19 protein-coding genes and 1 pseudogene are annotated in these 16,554 nt (G+C 65.3%); 13 read left to right on the forward strand and 7 right to left on the reverse strand.

The features are described from left to right. Positions 1–730 (reverse strand): annotated as a pseudogene (locus tag J3476_RS07195) (IS3 family transposase); the annotation flags it as partial. Between the two features lie 250 nt (positions 731–980). Here J3476_RS07195 and J3476_RS07200 point away from each other — a divergent pair. From J3476_RS07200 to J3476_RS07215, 4 genes are all read left to right on the forward strand, one after another. After that, positions 981–1,238, forward strand: coding sequence for a hypothetical protein (locus J3476_RS07200; RefSeq protein ID WP_207065814.1), 258 nt, complete (start codon positions 981–983; stop codon positions 1,236–1,238). Positions 1,239–1,244: 6 nt separating this feature from the next. Beyond that, on the forward strand, positions 1,245–2,315 hold the full coding sequence (locus tag J3476_RS07205; protein WP_286182704.1) for a YihY/virulence factor BrkB family protein: 1,071 nt from the start codon (positions 1,245–1,247) through the stop codon (positions 2,313–2,315). A 26-nt stretch (positions 2,316–2,341) separates the two neighbouring features. Continuing rightward, a complete protein-coding gene (locus J3476_RS07210) occupies positions 2,342–3,082 on the forward strand; it encodes a DUF427 domain-containing protein (protein WP_207065913.1) in 741 nt (246 codons plus the stop codon). Between the two features lie 75 nt (positions 3,083–3,157). Then, a complete protein-coding gene (locus tag J3476_RS07215) occupies positions 3,158–3,541 on the forward strand; it encodes a lipoprotein LpqH (protein WP_207065815.1) in 384 nt (127 codons plus the stop codon). A gap of 8 nt (positions 3,542–3,549) precedes the next feature. On the opposite strand, the gene J3476_RS07220 is transcribed toward J3476_RS07215, so the two are convergent. Then, positions 3,550–4,905 carry a wax ester/triacylglycerol synthase domain-containing protein gene (locus J3476_RS07220; RefSeq protein ID WP_207065816.1) on the reverse strand — a complete coding sequence of 452 codons (1,356 nt, stop codon included), beginning with the start codon at positions 4,903–4,905 and terminating at the stop codon, positions 3,550–3,552. 230 nt (positions 4,906–5,135) lie between these two features. Between J3476_RS07220 and J3476_RS07225 the strand changes: the two genes are divergently transcribed. After that, positions 5,136–6,743 (forward strand): PE-PPE domain-containing protein, encoded by a 1,608-nt coding sequence (locus J3476_RS07225; RefSeq protein ID WP_207065817.1) that lies wholly within the window; start codon positions 5,136–5,138, stop codon positions 6,741–6,743. A gap of 148 nt (positions 6,744–6,891) precedes the next feature. On the opposite strand, the gene J3476_RS07230 is transcribed toward J3476_RS07225, so the two are convergent. Next, positions 6,892–7,071, reverse strand: a complete 180-nt coding sequence (locus J3476_RS07230; RefSeq protein ID WP_207065818.1) for a hypothetical protein — start codon at positions 7,069–7,071, stop codon at positions 6,892–6,894. Positions 7,072–7,158: 87 nt separating this feature from the next. Between J3476_RS07230 and J3476_RS07235 the strand changes: the two genes are divergently transcribed. The 3 genes from J3476_RS07235 (at position 7,159) to J3476_RS07245 (ending at position 8,688) form a co-directional block, all read left to right on the forward strand. Then, positions 7,159–7,737: a TetR/AcrR family transcriptional regulator gene (locus tag J3476_RS07235; protein ID WP_207065819.1), complete on the forward strand. Its 579-nt coding sequence runs from the start codon at positions 7,159–7,161 to the stop codon at positions 7,735–7,737. A gap of 76 nt (positions 7,738–7,813) precedes the next feature. Further along, positions 7,814–8,239 (forward strand): DUF6632 domain-containing protein, encoded by a 426-nt coding sequence (locus J3476_RS07240; protein ID WP_207065820.1) that lies wholly within the window; start codon positions 7,814–7,816, stop codon positions 8,237–8,239. Then, a complete protein-coding gene (locus J3476_RS07245; protein WP_207065821.1) occupies positions 8,236–8,688 on the forward strand; it encodes an META domain-containing protein in 453 nt (150 codons plus the stop codon). The genes J3476_RS07240 and J3476_RS07245 overlap by 4 nt, the downstream gene beginning before the upstream one ends. A gap of 8 nt (positions 8,689–8,696) precedes the next feature. Here the strand turns inward: J3476_RS07245 and fmdA are convergent, their stop codons facing one another. The 3 genes from fmdA to J3476_RS07260 form a co-directional block, all read right to left on the reverse strand. Next, positions 8,697–9,950, reverse strand: coding sequence for a formamidase (gene fmdA / locus J3476_RS07250; RefSeq protein WP_207065914.1), 1,254 nt, complete (start codon positions 9,948–9,950; stop codon positions 8,697–8,699). A 152-nt stretch (positions 9,951–10,102) separates the two neighbouring features. Further along, positions 10,103–10,300: a hypothetical protein gene (locus J3476_RS07255; protein WP_207065822.1), complete on the reverse strand. Its 198-nt coding sequence runs from the start codon at positions 10,298–10,300 to the stop codon at positions 10,103–10,105. 64 nt (positions 10,301–10,364) lie between these two features. Further along, positions 10,365–10,913, reverse strand: a complete 549-nt coding sequence (locus tag J3476_RS07260) for a TetR/AcrR family transcriptional regulator (RefSeq protein ID WP_207065823.1) — start codon at positions 10,911–10,913, stop codon at positions 10,365–10,367. A 527-nt stretch (positions 10,914–11,440) separates the two neighbouring features. On the opposite strand from J3476_RS07260, the gene J3476_RS07265 reads away from it, so the two are divergent. The 3 genes from J3476_RS07265 to J3476_RS07275 all read left to right on the forward strand — a co-directional run bounded on the left by J3476_RS07265 (position 11,441) and on the right by J3476_RS07275 (position 14,623). Next, entirely contained in the window at positions 11,441–12,739 is a 1,299-nt protein-coding gene (locus J3476_RS07265) for a cytochrome P450 (protein ID WP_207065824.1), read from the forward strand. Between the two features lie 80 nt (positions 12,740–12,819). Then, positions 12,820–13,743, forward strand: a complete 924-nt coding sequence (locus J3476_RS07270) for an SDR family NAD(P)-dependent oxidoreductase (RefSeq protein ID WP_207065825.1) — start codon at positions 12,820–12,822, stop codon at positions 13,741–13,743. Next, positions 13,733–14,623: an alpha/beta hydrolase gene (locus tag J3476_RS07275; protein WP_207065915.1), complete on the forward strand. Its 891-nt coding sequence runs from the start codon at positions 13,733–13,735 to the stop codon at positions 14,621–14,623. Before J3476_RS07270 ends, J3476_RS07275 begins: the two co-directional genes overlap by 11 nt. A gap of 39 nt (positions 14,624–14,662) precedes the next feature. On the opposite strand, the gene J3476_RS07280 is transcribed toward J3476_RS07275, so the two are convergent. Further along, complete coding sequence (locus tag J3476_RS07280; protein WP_207065826.1) at positions 14,663–15,085, reverse strand: nitroreductase family deazaflavin-dependent oxidoreductase; 423 nt, start codon at positions 15,083–15,085, stop codon at positions 14,663–14,665. Between the two features lie 104 nt (positions 15,086–15,189). Between J3476_RS07280 and J3476_RS07285 the strand changes: the two genes are divergently transcribed. Together J3476_RS07285 and J3476_RS07290 are read left to right on the forward strand one after the other, a co-directional pair. Continuing rightward, the gene (locus tag J3476_RS07285; protein ID WP_207065827.1) at positions 15,190–15,981 is read left to right on the forward strand and encodes a M15 family metallopeptidase; all 792 of its coding nucleotides are present in this window, start codon (positions 15,190–15,192) and stop codon (positions 15,979–15,981) included. A gap of 148 nt (positions 15,982–16,129) precedes the next feature. Then, positions 16,130–16,549 (forward strand): ChaB family protein, encoded by a 420-nt coding sequence (locus tag J3476_RS07290; RefSeq protein WP_207065828.1) that lies wholly within the window; start codon positions 16,130–16,132, stop codon positions 16,547–16,549. The last annotated feature ends 5 nt before the right edge of the window (positions 16,550–16,554 follow it).

A 16,554-nucleotide genomic window follows, 5' to 3' on the forward strand; every position in this document is an offset into this window, starting at 1 on the left:
GCCTCGCGGCGCACGAAGTCGGCCACCCACAATCGGTCGGGAGCCGCGGCGAGGAACCTCCGAGCTACCCGGTCAGGGGCCCGGGTCGCGGCCGGATCAGCGACAGTGGTGCGCACCGCGCGACGCTTGCAGGCGCCGCGCCATCCCATCTCCCGCATGAGTCGTTCCACGACGCAGCGTGAGACATCGAGGCCGTCGGTGCGCAGCACAATCCATGTCTTGCGGGCGCCCAGGACTCGGTACAGTTTCTGGGACTGGCGCAGCCGCCAGATCGCATCGATCACCTGCGCGTCAGCCCAGTCAGCCTTCGACGGACCCCGGCGCGCGCGGTGGGCGTAATACGTCGACGGGGCGATCGTGACGCCGAATTCACTGAGCACGGCGCACATCGACTCGACACCCCACTTGAGACCATCGGCGCCCACCCGTTTGTGCTGGTGGGCGCTGATGAACTCGACGACTACTGAGACGGCCGGTCGAGCTCGGCGGCGAAGAAAACCGAAGCCGCCTTCAAGATCGCGTTGGCCCGCTTGAGCTCGGCGTTCTCCCGGCGCAGCTTGCGCAGCACCTCGGATTCCTCGCTGGTCTGCCCGACTCGCTGCCCGACGTCGATCTCGGCCTGGCGGACCCACTTGCGCACCGTTTCCGCAGTGCCGACACCCAGCAGGTCAGCAACCCGGCCCATCGCCTCCCACTCCGAGGTCGAATCACCGCGCAGATCGGCCACCATCTGCACCGCCCGCGCCTTCAACTCGTCTGGATACCGCCTCGATGACTTCGATCCCACGTGCCCATCCTTCCCAACGGAAGAACTCTCCCGACACGCCGGGGCTGATCATCGTTGAGCGGGTTCCGGGCGAGGATGGGCTCGTCCGTTCGACGCCGGTGATGACACAGCCGCCGACAACAGCGGTGAGACCACTCTTCCCTCCCAACCCGAAAGCGAGCATGATCGAGGGCACGACCCCCGGGAGGGCGTGATGCCAGACATCGCGTGGCCGCACAAATTCGACGCTGCGGCACTCGACGAAATCGCATGGGGTTTCCTGTGCTCCGAATATGCCGGGCATCAGGACTGGGACGCTCCCCTGGACCGCCGACTGGACACCTACCTTCGTCACCGAGGTCTCGAGCAGATTCTCAACGATGGCTCCGTGTACAACGCGGTGCTCGACCGTGTGATGGCGAACTTCCGGCGGGCCCGACGCAACGGCGTGCTCGAACCGCCCCATAGATGACCGGCGATGCCCGGGGCGGCCTGGTCTCATAGGCTCGAGGCGATGCTCTGGGAACGCGATCGGCGGCAACTGCAGGCACGGCTCACGAGACGCGCCCAAGCCGCCAAAACGAAACTCGAGCGTGAAGGCGCCGATCGCTTCGCGCAGCTGCCCCGCCCACTGCAGCAGGTCGCCAGGCTGATCTGGCATACAGGCCGCGGCGCGATCGACGACCGGGTGCCCGGCCTCGCGGCCGAGGCGGCACTGTTCACGCTGATCTCGCTTCCAGCGTTGCTGCTGGCCCTCATCGGATCACTGGGTTTCGTCGCCGCCACGCTGGGGCCTGAGGGCACGCAGGAATTCACCGAGCTGGTGCTCGGCATCCCGGAGTCTTTCCTGTCCGACCCGACCTATGCGGCGTACGAACGCGCGGTGAACACCGTGCTTGCCCAAACCCAAGGTCGGGTGGTCTCCATCAGCCTGGTGCTCAGCATCTGGACGGGGTCCCGGGCGATCAATCGCTATCTCGAGACCATCACCATCGCCTACGGTGTACCTCCGCGCTCGGGCTGGCGGCGTCGACTGTTGGCGTTGGGCATGACCCTTGGAGCAATGGTCGGCGCGGTGGCGCTGCTGCCGCCGATGGTGTTCGGACCGCGGCTTGTGGAATGGCTGGCCCCGGACGCTGTCGCGGATACCACGCTGCGTGTGCTGGATGTGATGTTCTGGCCCAGCGTCATCGTTCTTGTGCTGGCCGCTCTCGCCACGCTTTATCACGTCGGAGTCCCTTGGCAGACACCTTGGCGCCGAGACCTGCCGGGAGCCGTTCTGGCAGTTGTGCTGTGGCTGATCGCATCTGCAGGGTTGCGTGCGTACCTGACGATGAGCGCGAGCACGGACGCCGTGTTCAGTCAGCTCGCCGTACCGATCGCCGTGGTGTTGTGGCTTTACCTCACTGCGTTCGCGGTGCTGCTGGGCGCCGAGTTCAACGCCGCCATCGAGCGGATGTGGCCGCACGACAGCTACCCGTGGCGGCTACGCCAGTTGCGGAGGCGGCTGATTACTCAGTCGAACGACGAGCAAGGAGAAGGACAGTGACGGACACCCCGCAGGACTACCCCCGGATGGCGGCCGCGCGGGGCCGCGTCGAGCCCTCGCCGCGGCGGGTCCGCGGATTTGTCGGCGACAAGCTGATCTTCGACACCATGTCGGCTCGTTACGTGTGGGAAGTGCCCTACTATCCGCAGTACTACATCCCGCTCGACGACGTCCAACCATCTGCTTTGCAGGACGACAACCACCCGCAGACAGTGCAGTTCGGCCCGTCGCGACTCTTCTCGGTGATCGGGCCGACGGCGACACACCAGTCGGCCGCCCGAGTGTTCGACGACGACGGCGGGCCGGTGAGCGGTCTTGTGCGCTTCGAGTGGTCAGCGCTGTCGTGGTTCGAAGAGGACGAACCGATCTACGGCCATCCACGCAATCCATACGCCCGTGTCGATGCGCTGCGCTCGCACCGGCACGTCACCGTGGCGGTCGACGGGGTTGCTCTCGCAGAGACCCGCAGCCCCGTTCTGCTGTTCGAAACAGGTCTGCCGACAAGGTATTACATCGACCAGACCGACGTGACGTTCGAGCATCTGGAACCGACGAGCACCCAGACGCTGTGCCCCTACAAGGGCGTCACCTCCGCGTATTGGTCGGTGCGGGCGGGGGACGCCGTCCACACCGATCTGGCGTGGACGTACCACACACCGTTGCCGGCGGTGGCCTCGATCGCGAACATGGTCGCGTTCTACAACGAGAAGGTCGACATCACGCTCGATGGGGTGGCGCTGTCGCGACCGCAGACACACTTCAGCTGACCGAGCGGCATAAACGCGTCGACGAGCGGGTACCCCGCTTCCATGCGAGGCGCCGCGTGGTGGGTGCCGACCACGGTGGCCGTGGTCGCGGCTTCCGCGTGCTCCGCGCCGCCCGCCGCTTTGGGAACTCGTACTGCAGAAGTCCGGATCGGCGACGGCTCAGCCGAGCGTTTTCCCGTCGTCTGCAATCAGTACAAGTGGCAGTGGATCATCGAGACGTCCGAGTCCGATCCTGGCTTCACCGCAATCGTGAACACCGGTGAAACCGTCACCGCCGAACTGGTGCATCTGCGCGGCGTGGACGGGTTTTCCGGCACGTTCGGCCGCGACGTCGTCGGCGAGGGGACAGCGCGCGTCGACAACGGCGTCTTCCACATCTCCGGCACCGCGTTCGGCGGAACGGAAGACGACCCGGCGGCGATGCTCGACCGGGATTTCAGCATCCGCACCGACTGCTGATAAAGCACTCAAGCGCCTGCCAGCGCCAGCACCTCGTCGAAACCTGCGCGCAGGCAGTCGCAGAAAAGGTCGGGGTCGGGGATCGCTCCGGTATCGACGTCGATGCCCAGCGCACAGGTATCGACGTAAGTCAGCAGCGTGACGTTGACCGCAGACCCGATCGTCGGACCAAAGGCATATTGCATCGTCACCGCAGCGCCGCCGAGAGACACCGGCACCGGAATGCCCGGCACGTCACTGGCGAGAAAGTCGACGTGGCGCAGAATCGACCCGATGTACCACCGGGGCATCAGGTTCAACGCTCCGGCGATCAATTGGGTATGGGGAAGGGACTTCTCGTGCCTCACCCGGTCGGTGCGCCCCCGGATCTCGCGGATCCGCTGCGCGGGGTCGGCGATCCCGACCGGGATGTCGAAACGCATCAGCGTGATGTGGTTCCCACCCGGAGCGTCGCCGGCGACGCGCAGGCTGATCGGCATCGACAGATGCAACGCCCCGACGTTGACGTCGTGCTTCTCGTGATAGAGCCGCAAACCGCCGGCCAGTCCGGCGACGAATGCGTCGTTGAGCGCGGCATCGCAGCGGTGCGCCGCGTCGCGCAGCTGCGGCATCGGCACCTCGAGCACGTCGAGACGACGGGTCAGGGTGCGGTTGGTCATCAACGGCGATCCGGTGTGATTGACCGGGCGCACGGTGCGGTACACCGATGCGGCGAGCTCGGCCGCTGAACCAACGGTGCGTGCCGGGTTGCGGATCCCTTGGAAGAGCAGCTTCGGAAGCGACGACAGCGCGGCGGCCGCGCCGCCGAGGGCACCCACGCCGTACCGCGCGGCGTCGAGATACCCGTCCAGCGGCGACGCCGACGACGGTGTCGGCGGCGCCAGATCATCGGTCGACAGGTCGGACAGCCCGAACAGGGCCATCGCGATCTGCACTCCCCCGACACCGTCAGTGAGCGCGTGGTGGAAGGTGCACAGCACGGCCGCGCCACCGTCGGCCAACCCCTCGATCAACGTGATCTTCCACAACGGCCGCGCCCGGTCGAAGTCCTCCATCTGCGCCAGCCGGGCCATCTCTAGGACGTGGTCGAGGGAGCCCGGCGCGGGTGCGGCAATCCGACGCATGTGGAAGTCCAGGTCGAACTCGGCGCACGGCTGCCAACGCGGCGGAGCCGACAACGGCGAGTTCACCACGCGTTGCCGCATCATCGGCAGTTCATGAGTGAGCCGCTCAACGCGGTCGCGCACCTCGGCCCAATCCGGCGATGCGTCCAGCAACAGGACCGTCACCACCGTCGACCGCAACCGCGGGTCGCTTTCCATGGACCAGGTGAATGCGTCACTGCTGCGCATGAATTCGTTCATCGTGTGCTCCTGCTCACACCTCACGGTAGGACGCGCGCCGAAGATTCGACAGGCTTTGCGCCCAGAGAGGACCTTGTGCCCTCGAGGTGACGACGCAAGTCCCGGAGAGTGCCACGGGGCAGCTTGCCAGAGCCGAAAGACCTCCAAGGCTGGGACGAAAGCCTCTTCGGCGTCGCGGGTGAGGCGGTGACAGTCAGAAAGCTGAGAGCGGCCCGGAACGAGGTGAACCGATGCGCCGATGCACCTGCTCCACCATCGCCGTCCTGACGGCGGTTGTGTCAGTGATCGGTCTGTGGACCGGCGCGATGGTCAACTCGGCGTTCGCTTGGTCGGCTACCGCGCTCATCATGGGCGGTAACTCCCACCCACTGAGTATCCCGCAGGACACGACGGAGTTCATCACTGACTACGTCGATTCAGCCGACACGTACTTCATCCGTCCGAGCGGTCTCTGTGACCGGCCGTGTGCCCTCGTGGCCGTCTACACCCCTGAAGAGTTCCGTTTCGTCACCGGCTTCTTCGACATGACCTTCGACCAATCGGTGGCCGTCGGACAAGCGAACCTCGATGAGTGCGTCAAAGGAAATCCGTGCACGGTGACGAGCGCGCCGTACGTCCACACCGACCTCCGCGCGCTGGCCGATAGCTCCTATGTGATCTACGGATATTCCGAAAGCGCCACGGTCGCGAGCAACCAGAAGCTGGACCTGATCGCGCACCCGACCTCGACTCCGGTGAGCTTTCTGCTGCTCGCGAACCCCAATCGGCCCAACGGCGGCATCCTCGAACGTTTCGTCGGGACGTACATCCCCATTCTGGGCGTGACGTTCAACGGGGCCACGCCGACGTTTTCGCCCCAGCCGGCGCCGCTGACAACCGTCGACGTCGCCCGCCAGTACGACGGTTGGGCCGACTTCCCCACCAATCCGCTGAACTTGCTCGCCGACGTCAACGCCTTGCTCGGAACGGTTGTGCTGCACGGTAATTACTTCGGCACGACCGCGCCACAGTTACAGGGCCAGTATCGAGACACCACGTACTACCTGATCCCGACCGAGGTCGTCCCGTTACTCGTACCGTTGACGTGGATCCCGTTGGTGGGCCGACCGTTGGCGGTCGGCCTCGATCCTGCTCTGCGCGTTCTGATCGAGATGGGCTACGACCGCACCGTCAATCCGGGCGAGCCGACCCCGGCGCGATACTTGTACGTGCCGGATCTCGTGAAGGCCGTCGTCGACTTCCTCGTCGCGATCCCCACCGGCGTGGACAACGCGATCAGTGAGTTGACCGGCGATCCGAACTGCCGACCGTTGCACACCGAAATACCGAACAGCCCGTTCGGCGTGGGCGGGCCTCCGGTGTACACGGGTGCCGTCGACCCCTATGGCGAACCCGTGCCTTACGACACCATGCCGGCCGATACGGACACCGGTGGGGTCACCGCTGCCGACCATGCGCCGACCGTGCCTGGCGAAGCGCTGGAAGAGGACGCCACCGACGCATCTTTGCCTGGTGCAATCTCCAGCGGAGACTCGTTTGACCGGGGAGGAGACCAGCAGGTGCAGTCTGCTTCGGAAGTCAGCCTCACCGATACCGACACCGACACCGACACCGATGATGGGGTCGTGACGACTGAGGCGTGGGCCTCCGAGATCCCCGTCTCCGAGAAACCCGCGCGTGAGGGCCCGCAGCCCGATATCTATTCAGGCGAGGACAGCCGTGCGTCCAGCGATGATGATCAGGTCGCGGAGTCGTCGTTCGACCGCGTGTCTACCCCGCTGGATGACTCCGCCGAGGACGCCACGTCGTCGGACTCGGGCGGGGAAGCCGCAGCGTGATCTTCTCCCTTTCCTGCACGGCATCTGATCTCTGCGATCTGGAGGGTCCATGGCGGGCAGGCCACCTGCGAAGCCGACCTTGGCCTCGACGTCAACGCGCGTGACGGTCGTCGACCTGTCGAGTTGAGCGTTGCTGCCGTGTTTCCGGTCAGTTCCGCAGCACCGGATCCAGTATCAGCGTCACTGCGCCGTGCGCCGGCTCGGGTGGCGCAGGTCGAGAGCGGCCGTTCGGCGCGACGGGCACGCCGTGCCGGATGGCGCTCGCGGTGTCGATTCCCCGCGCGAACTCGGCGGCCGCGTCGACGACGGACCTCATCCATGTACGCATTTCCTCAGTCCTTTCATCTCACCGATCTGTGAAGTTCACGCCGTACGCTACTATACTGATCTGTGAAGTCAAGGGAAGGGGCCGACGGTGAAAAGCGATGAACTGCGGCTGACGCCCGGCGCGAGGCGCATCCTTGAGGTGGCGTCGCACCTGTTCTACCGCGACGGCATCCACGCGGTGGGCGTCGACACCATCGCCGCCGAATCCGGTGTCACGAAGCGAACGCTGTACGACCGGTTCGGCTCCAAGGACGCTCTCGTCGCGGCGTACCTGCGTCGGCGACACGAACTGTGGTGGCAGCAGTTCGAGCAACGTATCGCCGCAGCCGAATCACCGCGTGCGCTAGTGGTTTTCGATGCCTACCTCGACGACGCGACCATGGTCAGCCGCGGCTGCGCCTTCGTCAACGCCGCAGCTGAACTACCCCGCGATCACGCCGCCTACACCGCAATCCGCGAACACAAGCAGGCGGTGCGCGACCGGCTCGCCGAACTGGTGGCAGAGGACCGCCCTGACCCCGCCGAGGCGCGCCGGTTGGCCGAGCACGTCTTTCTCCTGGTGGAGGGTGCCATCGTGCACCGCGGGCTCGACGACAGCACCCAACCGATGGATACAGCGCGGGACATCGCCCGCGATCTGTTGAATGCGGAGCCGATAGCGACCTAGTCGCTGAGTTGAAAACAACCAAGAAGACCGGACAACGTGAAAATATGGGCCTGTACCTCGACGAGGGGCGGTGCTGATGTCCGGGCACAACGAAACCAACCGCGGTCCGGTCTTCCTGCTGAGGGTGGCGGTCGCGGTCATCGGGCTGATCTTCATCCTCGGCGTGTATCCGTTGACGGTGGTGTGGCCGTCGGGCTGGGCGTGGGGACACGGATCGTCGCACTACCTGGCCATGATCATCGGCCTGTACGCCACGCTGGGCGTGTTCCTGCTGATGGCGACGCGTGATCCGCTCGCCAACCGAAGCCTGATCTGGTTCACGGCGGTATCCAGCGCGGTGCACGCCGTGATCATGGCCGTCCAAGCACTCGCGGATGCCGGCGAGCGGGGTCATCTTGTCGGTGACGTTCCCGCCTTGCTCATCGTCGCCATTGTTCTGGCGTTGTTGATGCGCCGCGCGGAAACCCCGCGCAGCATGACCAGCGCCCCGCACACACCGTGAAAGCCGCGATCGCCGCTGCGACGGCCGCGGTGCTGACGGGGTGTTCGGCACCGACCGCGGAAGCGGCCACGAGCCTCGACGGGACGACGTGGAAGCTGACCGAAATCCAATCCATGGACGACGCGCAGGGCACCACCACAGTTCCGGCAGAGCAGCTGTACACCGTTGACTTCGGCGTCCGCGACGGCGAATCCGGCCGCGCCGCCTTCCAGATCGATTGCAACCGCGGCTCGTCGAGCTGGCAGGCCAGCGCCGATGACTCCGCCGACTCAGGACAGCTCGATTTCGGCCCGATCGCTGTCACCGAGATGGCCTGCCCGCCCGGATCGTTGGACCAGCGCGTGTCGCGGGCGCTGACGGCCGTGCGCAGCTACGTGCTCCAGGACGGGCGCTTGCACCTCTCCCTCTTCGCCGACTCAGGCATCCTGACCTGGGAGCCCACCGACTGAAACACGGCTCAGAAGCTGGCGTGCGGAGCGCCCATCCCAGGATCGATCTGGTGCGGACCCGACGCGGACGGGGCGATCGGGAAGTCGAAAATCGCAGTCGGAATATAGACGGTGGCACAGGAATTGGGGATGTCCACCACCCCGGACAGCCGGCCCTCGATCGGCGCCGAGCCCAGGAGCAGGTAGGCCTGCTCCGGGCTGTAGCCGAATTTTGTCAGATAGTCGATGGCGTGCAGGCACGCGCGCTGATAGGCGAGGTCGGAGTCCAGGTATTTCTGCTCGCCGTCGAGCGTCACCGACGTGCCGGAGAACGCGATCCACTCCGAGTACTGCGGATCGGTGTTGCCCGGCATGAAGATCGCATTCTCCGAAACCCCGTACGTCTGCATGCCGCCTTTGATGAGGTCGACATGCAGATCCAGGAAGCCACCCATCTCGATGGCGCCGCAGAAGGTGATCTCACCATCGCCCTGGGAGAAGTGCAGGTCGCCGAACGACAGATTCGCTCCCGGTACGAAAACCGGATAGAACACCCGCGTGCCCTTGGTGAGGTTCTTGATGTCCTGGTTGCCGCCGTTCTCCCGCGGCGGGGCGGTGCGGGCGGCTTCGGCGGCGACCCGCTCGAAGTCGTCACCGGTCAGCGAACCCAGTATGGCGTCCTGCGGTTCAGGCGGAAGAGCAAGGGGTGGAACGCGATCCGGGTCGGTCGCAATGAGGGCACCCTCGCGGCGATTCCACTTCGCCAGCAGCTCAGCCGACGGCGCGGTGCCCATCAGACCCGGGTGCACGATGCCGGTGTACTTCACCCCTGGGACGTGTCGAGACGTCGCGCTCTGCCCGGCGAAATCCCAGATCGCCTTGTATGCGTCCGGGAACTGATCGGTCAGGAATCCGCCGCCGTTCTGCTTGGCGAAGATTCCGGTGTAGCCCCAGCCCTGACCGGCCAGGGGCCCGGAATCCTCCTGAGGAATCGGGCCCACATCCAGGATGTCGACGATCAGCAGGTCTCCCGGTTCGGCTCCCTCCACCGCGAACGGCCCGGAAAGACAGTGCACACCTTTGAGTGGGGCATTGAGGATGTCGGCGGCCGAGTCGTCGTTGTGGATGGCGCCGTCGAACCACTCCCGGCAGTGCGCACGAAACGTGTCACCGGGTTTGACGGTGACCGCGGCCGGGATGTCCGGGTGCCACCGGTTGTGGCCGACGATCTGCTGATCAGTGAATTTCCTGCTGGAGTCAAGCGGATAGAGCAGTTCGGGCACGTCGTCCTCCACGGTCGGGTCTCCGAGCGGCTTACCCCTTCGAACCTAGACCTCTGTGAACGGTGTGGCCACAGCTCTCATCGTCTTATGGTGATATGTATGCCTTCGTATAGGTTTCGATGCCCGCAAGGGTGTCCCCCGTTCAGCGAACATCACCCGATCAGCGCACCACCGGAGACGGTGCCGTGCGCGGATTGCGGCCGGCCGGCGCGTCGGCTGATCGGATCACCGGCGCTGGGCGGCGGGCGTACCTCGGGCATGCAGCTGCACGACGCCACCCGCGCGACGGCAGACACGCCGACGGTCGTCGACCGACTTCCCCAGAACACGCGGGCTACACCCGTCAGCACCAACCCTCTGCATCGCAAGCTGCCACGGCCCTGAGCGGGCCGCGCGAAGGTCACACCGGCCGATCTAGGGACTGCCGAGAGCCGGGCCGATGAAACGGCGGACCATGTCCACTTCGCTGTCGCGATCCTGCCCCGGCCATAACCACAGCGCTAACGTCGCCCGGATGAGCCACTGCGCGGCCGCTTCGTCACGTCGACCGATGATCTCCTCGGCTATCGAAGCGATGAGTCTCGAATCGGTGAGCCAGTCTCCTCCCAGACCGGGCACCACATTGTTCATGATCACGTGCCCCAGGGGTTGGGCACGAATGAGTTCGAGAGCGACCACAACCGCAGTCGCTACCCGTTCTGCCCCCTCGAGATCGACAATGGCCGCACGGACCGCGCCGACGACCTGCATCGACAGCCGCAGGGTCACGGCCTCCATGATCTCGGTCTTACCTCCGACGTGCCGGTAGATCGTGGCCGGCGAGCAGTGCACCCGTTGTGCGAGCGCGCCGATGGTGAGTGCTTCGAACCCTTTCCGCAACACGATGTCTGACGCCGCTTGGTAGATCCGGTCCGCCGCGGCGGCGCTTCGGTCTCGCCCTACCAGCCAGTCGGTTCTCGCCATGACCCATACAATCCCATGCTGCTAGCTCCCGCGGCTTATCTTGCGGCTTGAGACAAGATGACCCGCTTGTCGCAGTCGAAGGCGCTGGTGAGTGGCCTACGGTGAGACACAATCGGGTGTTGGATATGCGGTTGGCTTCGCAACATCAGCTCAGCCTATTGACGTTCTTCGCCTCGACTGGCCAGCCTGATGCCATGGACGGCAGGCGAGCACCGGCACTTCAGGCCGGACACGAGTACGCCCGGGCTCTCCCGAACCCTGACCGCAGGGTACGAGTTCAGACCGTCGCCCTGTTGGGGCCCTTCGGCACCAAGACGTGCAGCCGGACAAGACATGATCGCTGAGGACTGTTCGAGCGATGTCGTCGTCGCGCGGCTCTGAGCCAGCGAGCCCGGTATCCCGGCACCGTGACGACGAGGTATCGGCGTCAGGACCGCTCCTGTGAATCGTCGTGGGGAAACGACGTCGCGGCCCCGGCGTCAGTACCCAGCGGTTCGGGTGATTTCAGAGAGGACGTTTGCACAACGATGACGACAACTGACGACGGTGGCGGCGTTCTCACGTCCATACGCCCCTTCGGCACCGCATTGCAGATGAATCTGGCAGCAGCACTGCGTACAAGACGGCTCGGGACCAGAGGTTGGCAAGGGGCCGTCAATACGGCATACGACCCCCTCGACCCGGCCACGGCTGCCGACCCCTTCGCCGCCTACCGGGCCCTGCACAGCGGTGGCCGCCTCCACTACAACGCGAAGAGAGCAACCTGGGTCGTCTCCCGACTCGAAGACGTACGAGCTGCTCTGCGGGATACCGACAAGATCAACAGCAGTCAAGGTGTCACCCGCGTCCGCATGGCGGCCGAACTGGTCGTCCTCACCGACGGCCAGCAGCACAGCCGCCTGCGGAAACAGGTGCAGCCCGCATTCACCAAGCGAGCTCTAGACAGCTGGCAAGCCATCACCGGTCGCCTCGCAACCGAACTCGTCGACAACGTGCTCGCCAACCCAGGCTGCAACGTGGTCGAGGAACTCGCTATCCCCATGCCCTTGAGGGTGATTGCCGGCATCTTGGGCGTTCCGGAAGCCGATATCGCTGACTTCCGCCGGTGGTCCGAGGGCGCGGTGCAGATGATCAACTTCACCCCGACGCCCAGCGGAATACTGGGTGGCGCGAGGTGCCTGGCCGCAGCTCTGGCGCTCCGCCGCTATTTCCTCAAGCAACTCGCCAGTGGCCACCTCAAGGGATCTGGCACCGTGTTGGGACGGTTGATCGAACACAGCACGGACGGCAACCTGACCGATGAACAACTGTTCTTGATTTCGATCCTGCTTCTCATCGCCGGCAATGAGACCACCACAAACCTCCTCGGTGGAATGTTCGACGTCTTTGCTCGAAATCCCGAGGAATACGACAAGATCCGCGCCAATCCGGATCTCATTCCGATGGCTGTCGAAGAGCTCCTGCGTTTCACCAGCCCGATCCAGAACTTGTACCGCTACACCTGCGCTGACTACGACATCGGTGATGTCACCATCCCCAATGGTTCACGGGTGCTGCTGTCCTTCGGCGCCGCAAACCGTGACCCGCTCGTCTTCGACGATCCCGACACCTTCATTGCCGACCGGAATCCGCGCATGCATGTCGCGTTCGGGTACGGCGCGCACATGTGTATCGGCGCACCGCTGGCCCGCATGGAAGCCGAAGCCGTGCTACGCGAGCTTGTCGAGCGTGTTGAGCGGATCACGACGACGGGGCCTACCACCTGGTCGACCAACAGTTCGCTGCGGGGACCGACTGTGCTGCCGGTTCGCCTCCAGCAACGCTGACGAACACGAAGTCCCACTTGACGGGCCCCCGCGGGAAATGACGAGCCCACGGCACAGCAATCGAATTGGAGTCTTGCCGGATGGCGAAGAAGCACAAGTGGGGGGAACAAGACGTTCCTGATCAATCCGGTCGGGTCGCGGTCGTAACGGGATCCAATACGGGCCTCGGACTGGACACCGCACGGGTGCTGGCGAAATGCGGAGCGCAGGTCGTGCTGGCCGTGCGCAATGTGGATAAGGGCACGGCGGCAGCTGACGAGATCCGCCGGTCAGTCCCGCGGGCGCAGGTCACGGTGGAGGAGCTCGACCTGGGGTCGCTCGCAGCAGTCCGCACCGCCTCGGCAGAACTGCGCGCCGCATACCCGCGGATCGACCTGCTCGTCAACAACGCCGCAGTGGCGTTCCCGCCGAAGACAACGACAGCGGACGGCTTCGAACTGCAATTCGCCACCAACCACCTCGGCCACTTCGCGCTGACGGGACTGCTGTTGGAGAACATGCTCGACATCGAGGGTGCCCGGGTGGTTGTGGTGGCAAGTTTGGACCACAAGCTCGGCGGTGCAATACATTTCGATGATCTGCAGTGGGAGCGCCGATACAGCGGCGCGCTTGCCTACGCCCAGTCCAAGCTCGCGAACTTGATGTTCTGTTACGAACTGCATCGACGATTGAGCAGAGCGGGGGCACCGCTCATCGCAGTCACCGCACACCCTGGATACACGAAATCTGATCTGTTCCGGAACATGTCGAAACCAGTCCAAGCCTTGATGACGTTGTGCGGGCCGTTCCTCGGCCAGGATCCCGCGAACGGTGCATTGCCGCAGCTGTACGCCGCGACGATGCCCGACGTGCGCGGTGGTCAGTACTGGGGACCAGACGGATTTCTGGAGATGGCCGGTCGTCCCACACTGGTGCGGTCGAACAAGAAGTCCTATGACCAGCAGGCGCAAGAGCGGTTGTGGACCGTCTCCGAGGAGTTGAGCCGTGTCACGTATCCGATCTGACCACTACCACCCCGATCTGAGGGCCATCGCGCGCGTGCTCCCCCGTTCGCCGTTCAACAAGGTGACGCTGCCGGCGCTGCGGGCGTTGGCCAGACGCGCACCGTCGACCGCCGAGGGCGTGGAGATCGTTGCCATCACGCGTAGTGCCAGTGTCCGGCTCTACCAGCCCGAAGGCCCATGCCCGCACGGCGGCGCACTCCTGTGGATCCACGGCGGCGGATACGTTCTCGGAACGGCAGCCCAGGACGACACGCTGTGCCGACGGTTCGTCCGTCGCCTCGGCGTTCCGGTTGCGTCCGTCGACTACCGACTGGCTCCGAAAGATCCCTATCCGGCGGCCCTCGAGGATTGCTATTCGGCGCTGGCCTGGCTGGCGCGCCAACCCGGTGTGGTGCCCGGCCGGGTAGCGATCGGCGGCGCGAGCGCGGGTGGCGGTTTGGCAGCGGCGCTAGCTCTGCTGGCCCGCGATCGCCGCGACCTGACACCGTTGTTCCAGCTGCTGGTCTATCCGATGGTCGACGACCGACCGTCCAGTCGCCCCGGCCTCGCGTCTGCGCACCACCGGATGTGGAGTGAGAAGAGCGATCGGCTGGGCTGGCAGGCCTACCTCAAAGGCGCGGATCGCCGATCTGCCGTCCCGGCGCGGCACGACGACCTGTCGGGTCTTGCGCCGGCATGGATGGGCGTGGGAACGGTCGATCCGCTGTATGGCCAGGACGTGGAGTACGCAAATCGGCTACGCGACGCGGGTGTGCCATGTCAGCTCGACGTGGTCGACGGGGCATTCCACGGCTTCGACATCGTCGCCTCCAAGAAGCCAGTGGCGCAACGCTTTTTCGATCGGCAGTGCGACGCGCTGCACGCTGCGTTCGAACGCTGACTCGGGCAGGAGCCGAACCCCGACCTCAGCCGCGGACCGTCACTCGACGATGAAGACCGGAATCTGGCGGTCGGTCTTGGTCTGGTATTCGGCGTAGGGCGGATAGGCCTCCACCGCCAACCTCCACCAGTGCTCGCGCTCGTCGCCCTCGAGCTCGCGGGCCGTCATCTCCGACACCTCGGTGCCGTCTTGGACCGTCACCGCCGGGTTGGCCTTCACGTTGTGATACCAGGCCGGGTGCTTCGGGTCGCCGCCCTTGGAGGCGACCATGGCATAGCGTCCGTTCTCCTCGACACGCATGAGGGGCACGTAGCGCTTCTGCCCGGACTTGACGCCGGTGGTGGTGAACAGGACGACGGGACGGTCGAAGACCTGAACGCCTTCGGTGGTGCCCTGTTCGAGGATGCGTTGCGTCTGCTCGCGAACCCAGTCGGTGGGGCTCAGCTCCGGTTGCTCAGTCACGCCCTGATTAAACGCGCTCGCGCCAGCCGCGTATTCCGGAACGGGTCTTTCAGTTCTTCGCCGACGCGGCGGCGGGGCCGGCGCGCAGATGCTGTGATGGAGTCATGACGACCTCGCTTCGACTGGTGGCGATGACCGTGGCCGCGCTGCTGCCCGGGGTGTGCGCGCCTCAGGCCGCTGCTCAACCCGATGCGGCCGCACCAGCGGACTTCGTCTCGCTGAGCGAGGTGGCGCCGTCCATCCTGCAGGACATTCGTTATGACACCGCGCACAACTTCACCGGTGAGCCCGTCGACGGCTACCAGGCGGCGATGTGCATCCTGACGCGCCCGGCGGCCGAGGCGCTGGCACGCGCCCAGCAGGTCTTCGTCGCGCAGGGCTATTCGCTGAAGGTCTACGACTGCTACCGCCCGCAGCAGGCCGTCGACGACTTCGTCGCCTGGGCCGCGGATCCGTCCGCACAACAGATGAAGGGCGAGTTCTACCCGTGGGTCGACAAGTCCCAGCTCTTCGCCGACGGCTACATCGCTGAACAGTCGGGGCACAGCCGCGGCAGCACTGTCGACCTCACCCTGGTCGCTCTGCCCTCGCAACCTCAACCCGTCTACGACCCCGGCGAGCCGTTGTCGGCGTGCACCGCGCCGGCACCTCGCCGGTTTCCCGACAACACCATCGACATGGGCACCGGCTACGACTGCTTCGACCCGTCGGCGCACACGTTGGCGGATGGGATCCAGGGTGAGCAGTTGACCAACCGACTACTGCTGAAGAAGGTTCTCGAGAGTCAGGGCCTCCAGAACTATCCCAACGAGTGGTGGCATTACACCTTCACACCCGAACCGTACCCGGACACCTACTTCGACTTCCCGGTCGCGCCGTCGTCCCTCGCCCGCTGAGCCGTCAACGTCAAACTGGGCGTTTAGCTGCACAGATGCCCGGGAATGCGACATGGCGAGCCCCGCCACGGGGGTTGAACAGATCTGCCCGGTGGGTGATGTCACCGGGCGGCGCCGTACGACCGATCGATACCGGAGGGCAGAAACCATGCCGATGACCAAGAAGAACGGCAAGCCGAAGAAGAGCGAATTGCCGAGCACACTGAAGAAGTCGGGCAAGAAGGCGCAGCGCACCTTCGCCAAGGCCCACGACGCAGCCGCCGAGGAGTACGGCGACGCCGAGCGCGCCCACCGCGTCGCGTACAGCACGCTGAAGCGCAAGTTCGAGAAGATCGGCGATCACTGGGAGAAGAAGGACAAGAAGGGTCCGTCCGATCAGCGCGCCCGCAGCGGCGGCCCCAACGCCAAGGGCAAGACTGCCGAGGGCGTGAACGCGAACGCGACCAAGAAGCACCTGGCCGAGGTGGCCCGCCGACTCGACATCCCGGGCCGCTCCAAGATGGACAAGGGCGAGTTGGTGTCCGCGATCAAGAAGGCGAACCGGCGCCAGACCGCACAGTCTCGCTGAGGTCT

This window comes from Mycobacterium sp. PO1 (assembly GCF_017312405.1).
In the GTDB taxonomy this organism is placed as follows: domain Bacteria; phylum Actinomycetota; class Actinomycetes; order Mycobacteriales; family Mycobacteriaceae; genus Mycobacterium.

Coding starts and splice junctions, on each gene's coding strand:
- J3476_RS07270 (WP_207065825.1), top strand. CDS start 12,820: ATGGCGAAGAAGCACAAGTGGGGGGAACAAGACGTTCCTGATCAATCC.
- J3476_RS07225 (WP_207065817.1), top strand. CDS start 5,136: ATGCGCCGATGCACCTGCTCCACCATCGCCGTCCTGACGGCGGTTGTG.
- J3476_RS07200 (WP_207065814.1), top strand. CDS start 981: ATGCCAGACATCGCGTGGCCGCACAAATTCGACGCTGCGGCACTCGAC.
- J3476_RS07260 (WP_207065823.1), bottom strand. CDS start 10,913: ATGGCGAGAACCGACTGGCTGGTAGGGCGAGACCGAAGCGCCGCCGCG.
- J3476_RS07265 (WP_207065824.1), top strand. CDS start 11,441: ATGACGACAACTGACGACGGTGGCGGCGTTCTCACGTCCATACGCCCC.
- J3476_RS07220 (WP_207065816.1), bottom strand. CDS start 4,905: ATGAACGAATTCATGCGCAGCAGTGACGCATTCACCTGGTCCATGGAA.
- J3476_RS07240 (WP_207065820.1), top strand. CDS start 7,814: ATGTCCGGGCACAACGAAACCAACCGCGGTCCGGTCTTCCTGCTGAGG.
- J3476_RS07205 (WP_286182704.1), top strand. CDS start 1,245: ATGCCCGGGGCGGCCTGGTCTCATAGGCTCGAGGCGATGCTCTGGGAA.
- J3476_RS07210 (WP_207065913.1), top strand. CDS start 2,342: ATGGCGGCCGCGCGGGGCCGCGTCGAGCCCTCGCCGCGGCGGGTCCGC.
- J3476_RS07285 (WP_207065827.1), top strand. CDS start 15,190: ATGACGACCTCGCTTCGACTGGTGGCGATGACCGTGGCCGCGCTGCTG.
- J3476_RS07290 (WP_207065828.1), top strand. CDS start 16,130: ATGCCGATGACCAAGAAGAACGGCAAGCCGAAGAAGAGCGAATTGCCG.
- J3476_RS07230 (WP_207065818.1), bottom strand. CDS start 7,071: ATGCGTACATGGATGAGGTCCGTCGTCGACGCGGCCGCCGAGTTCGCG.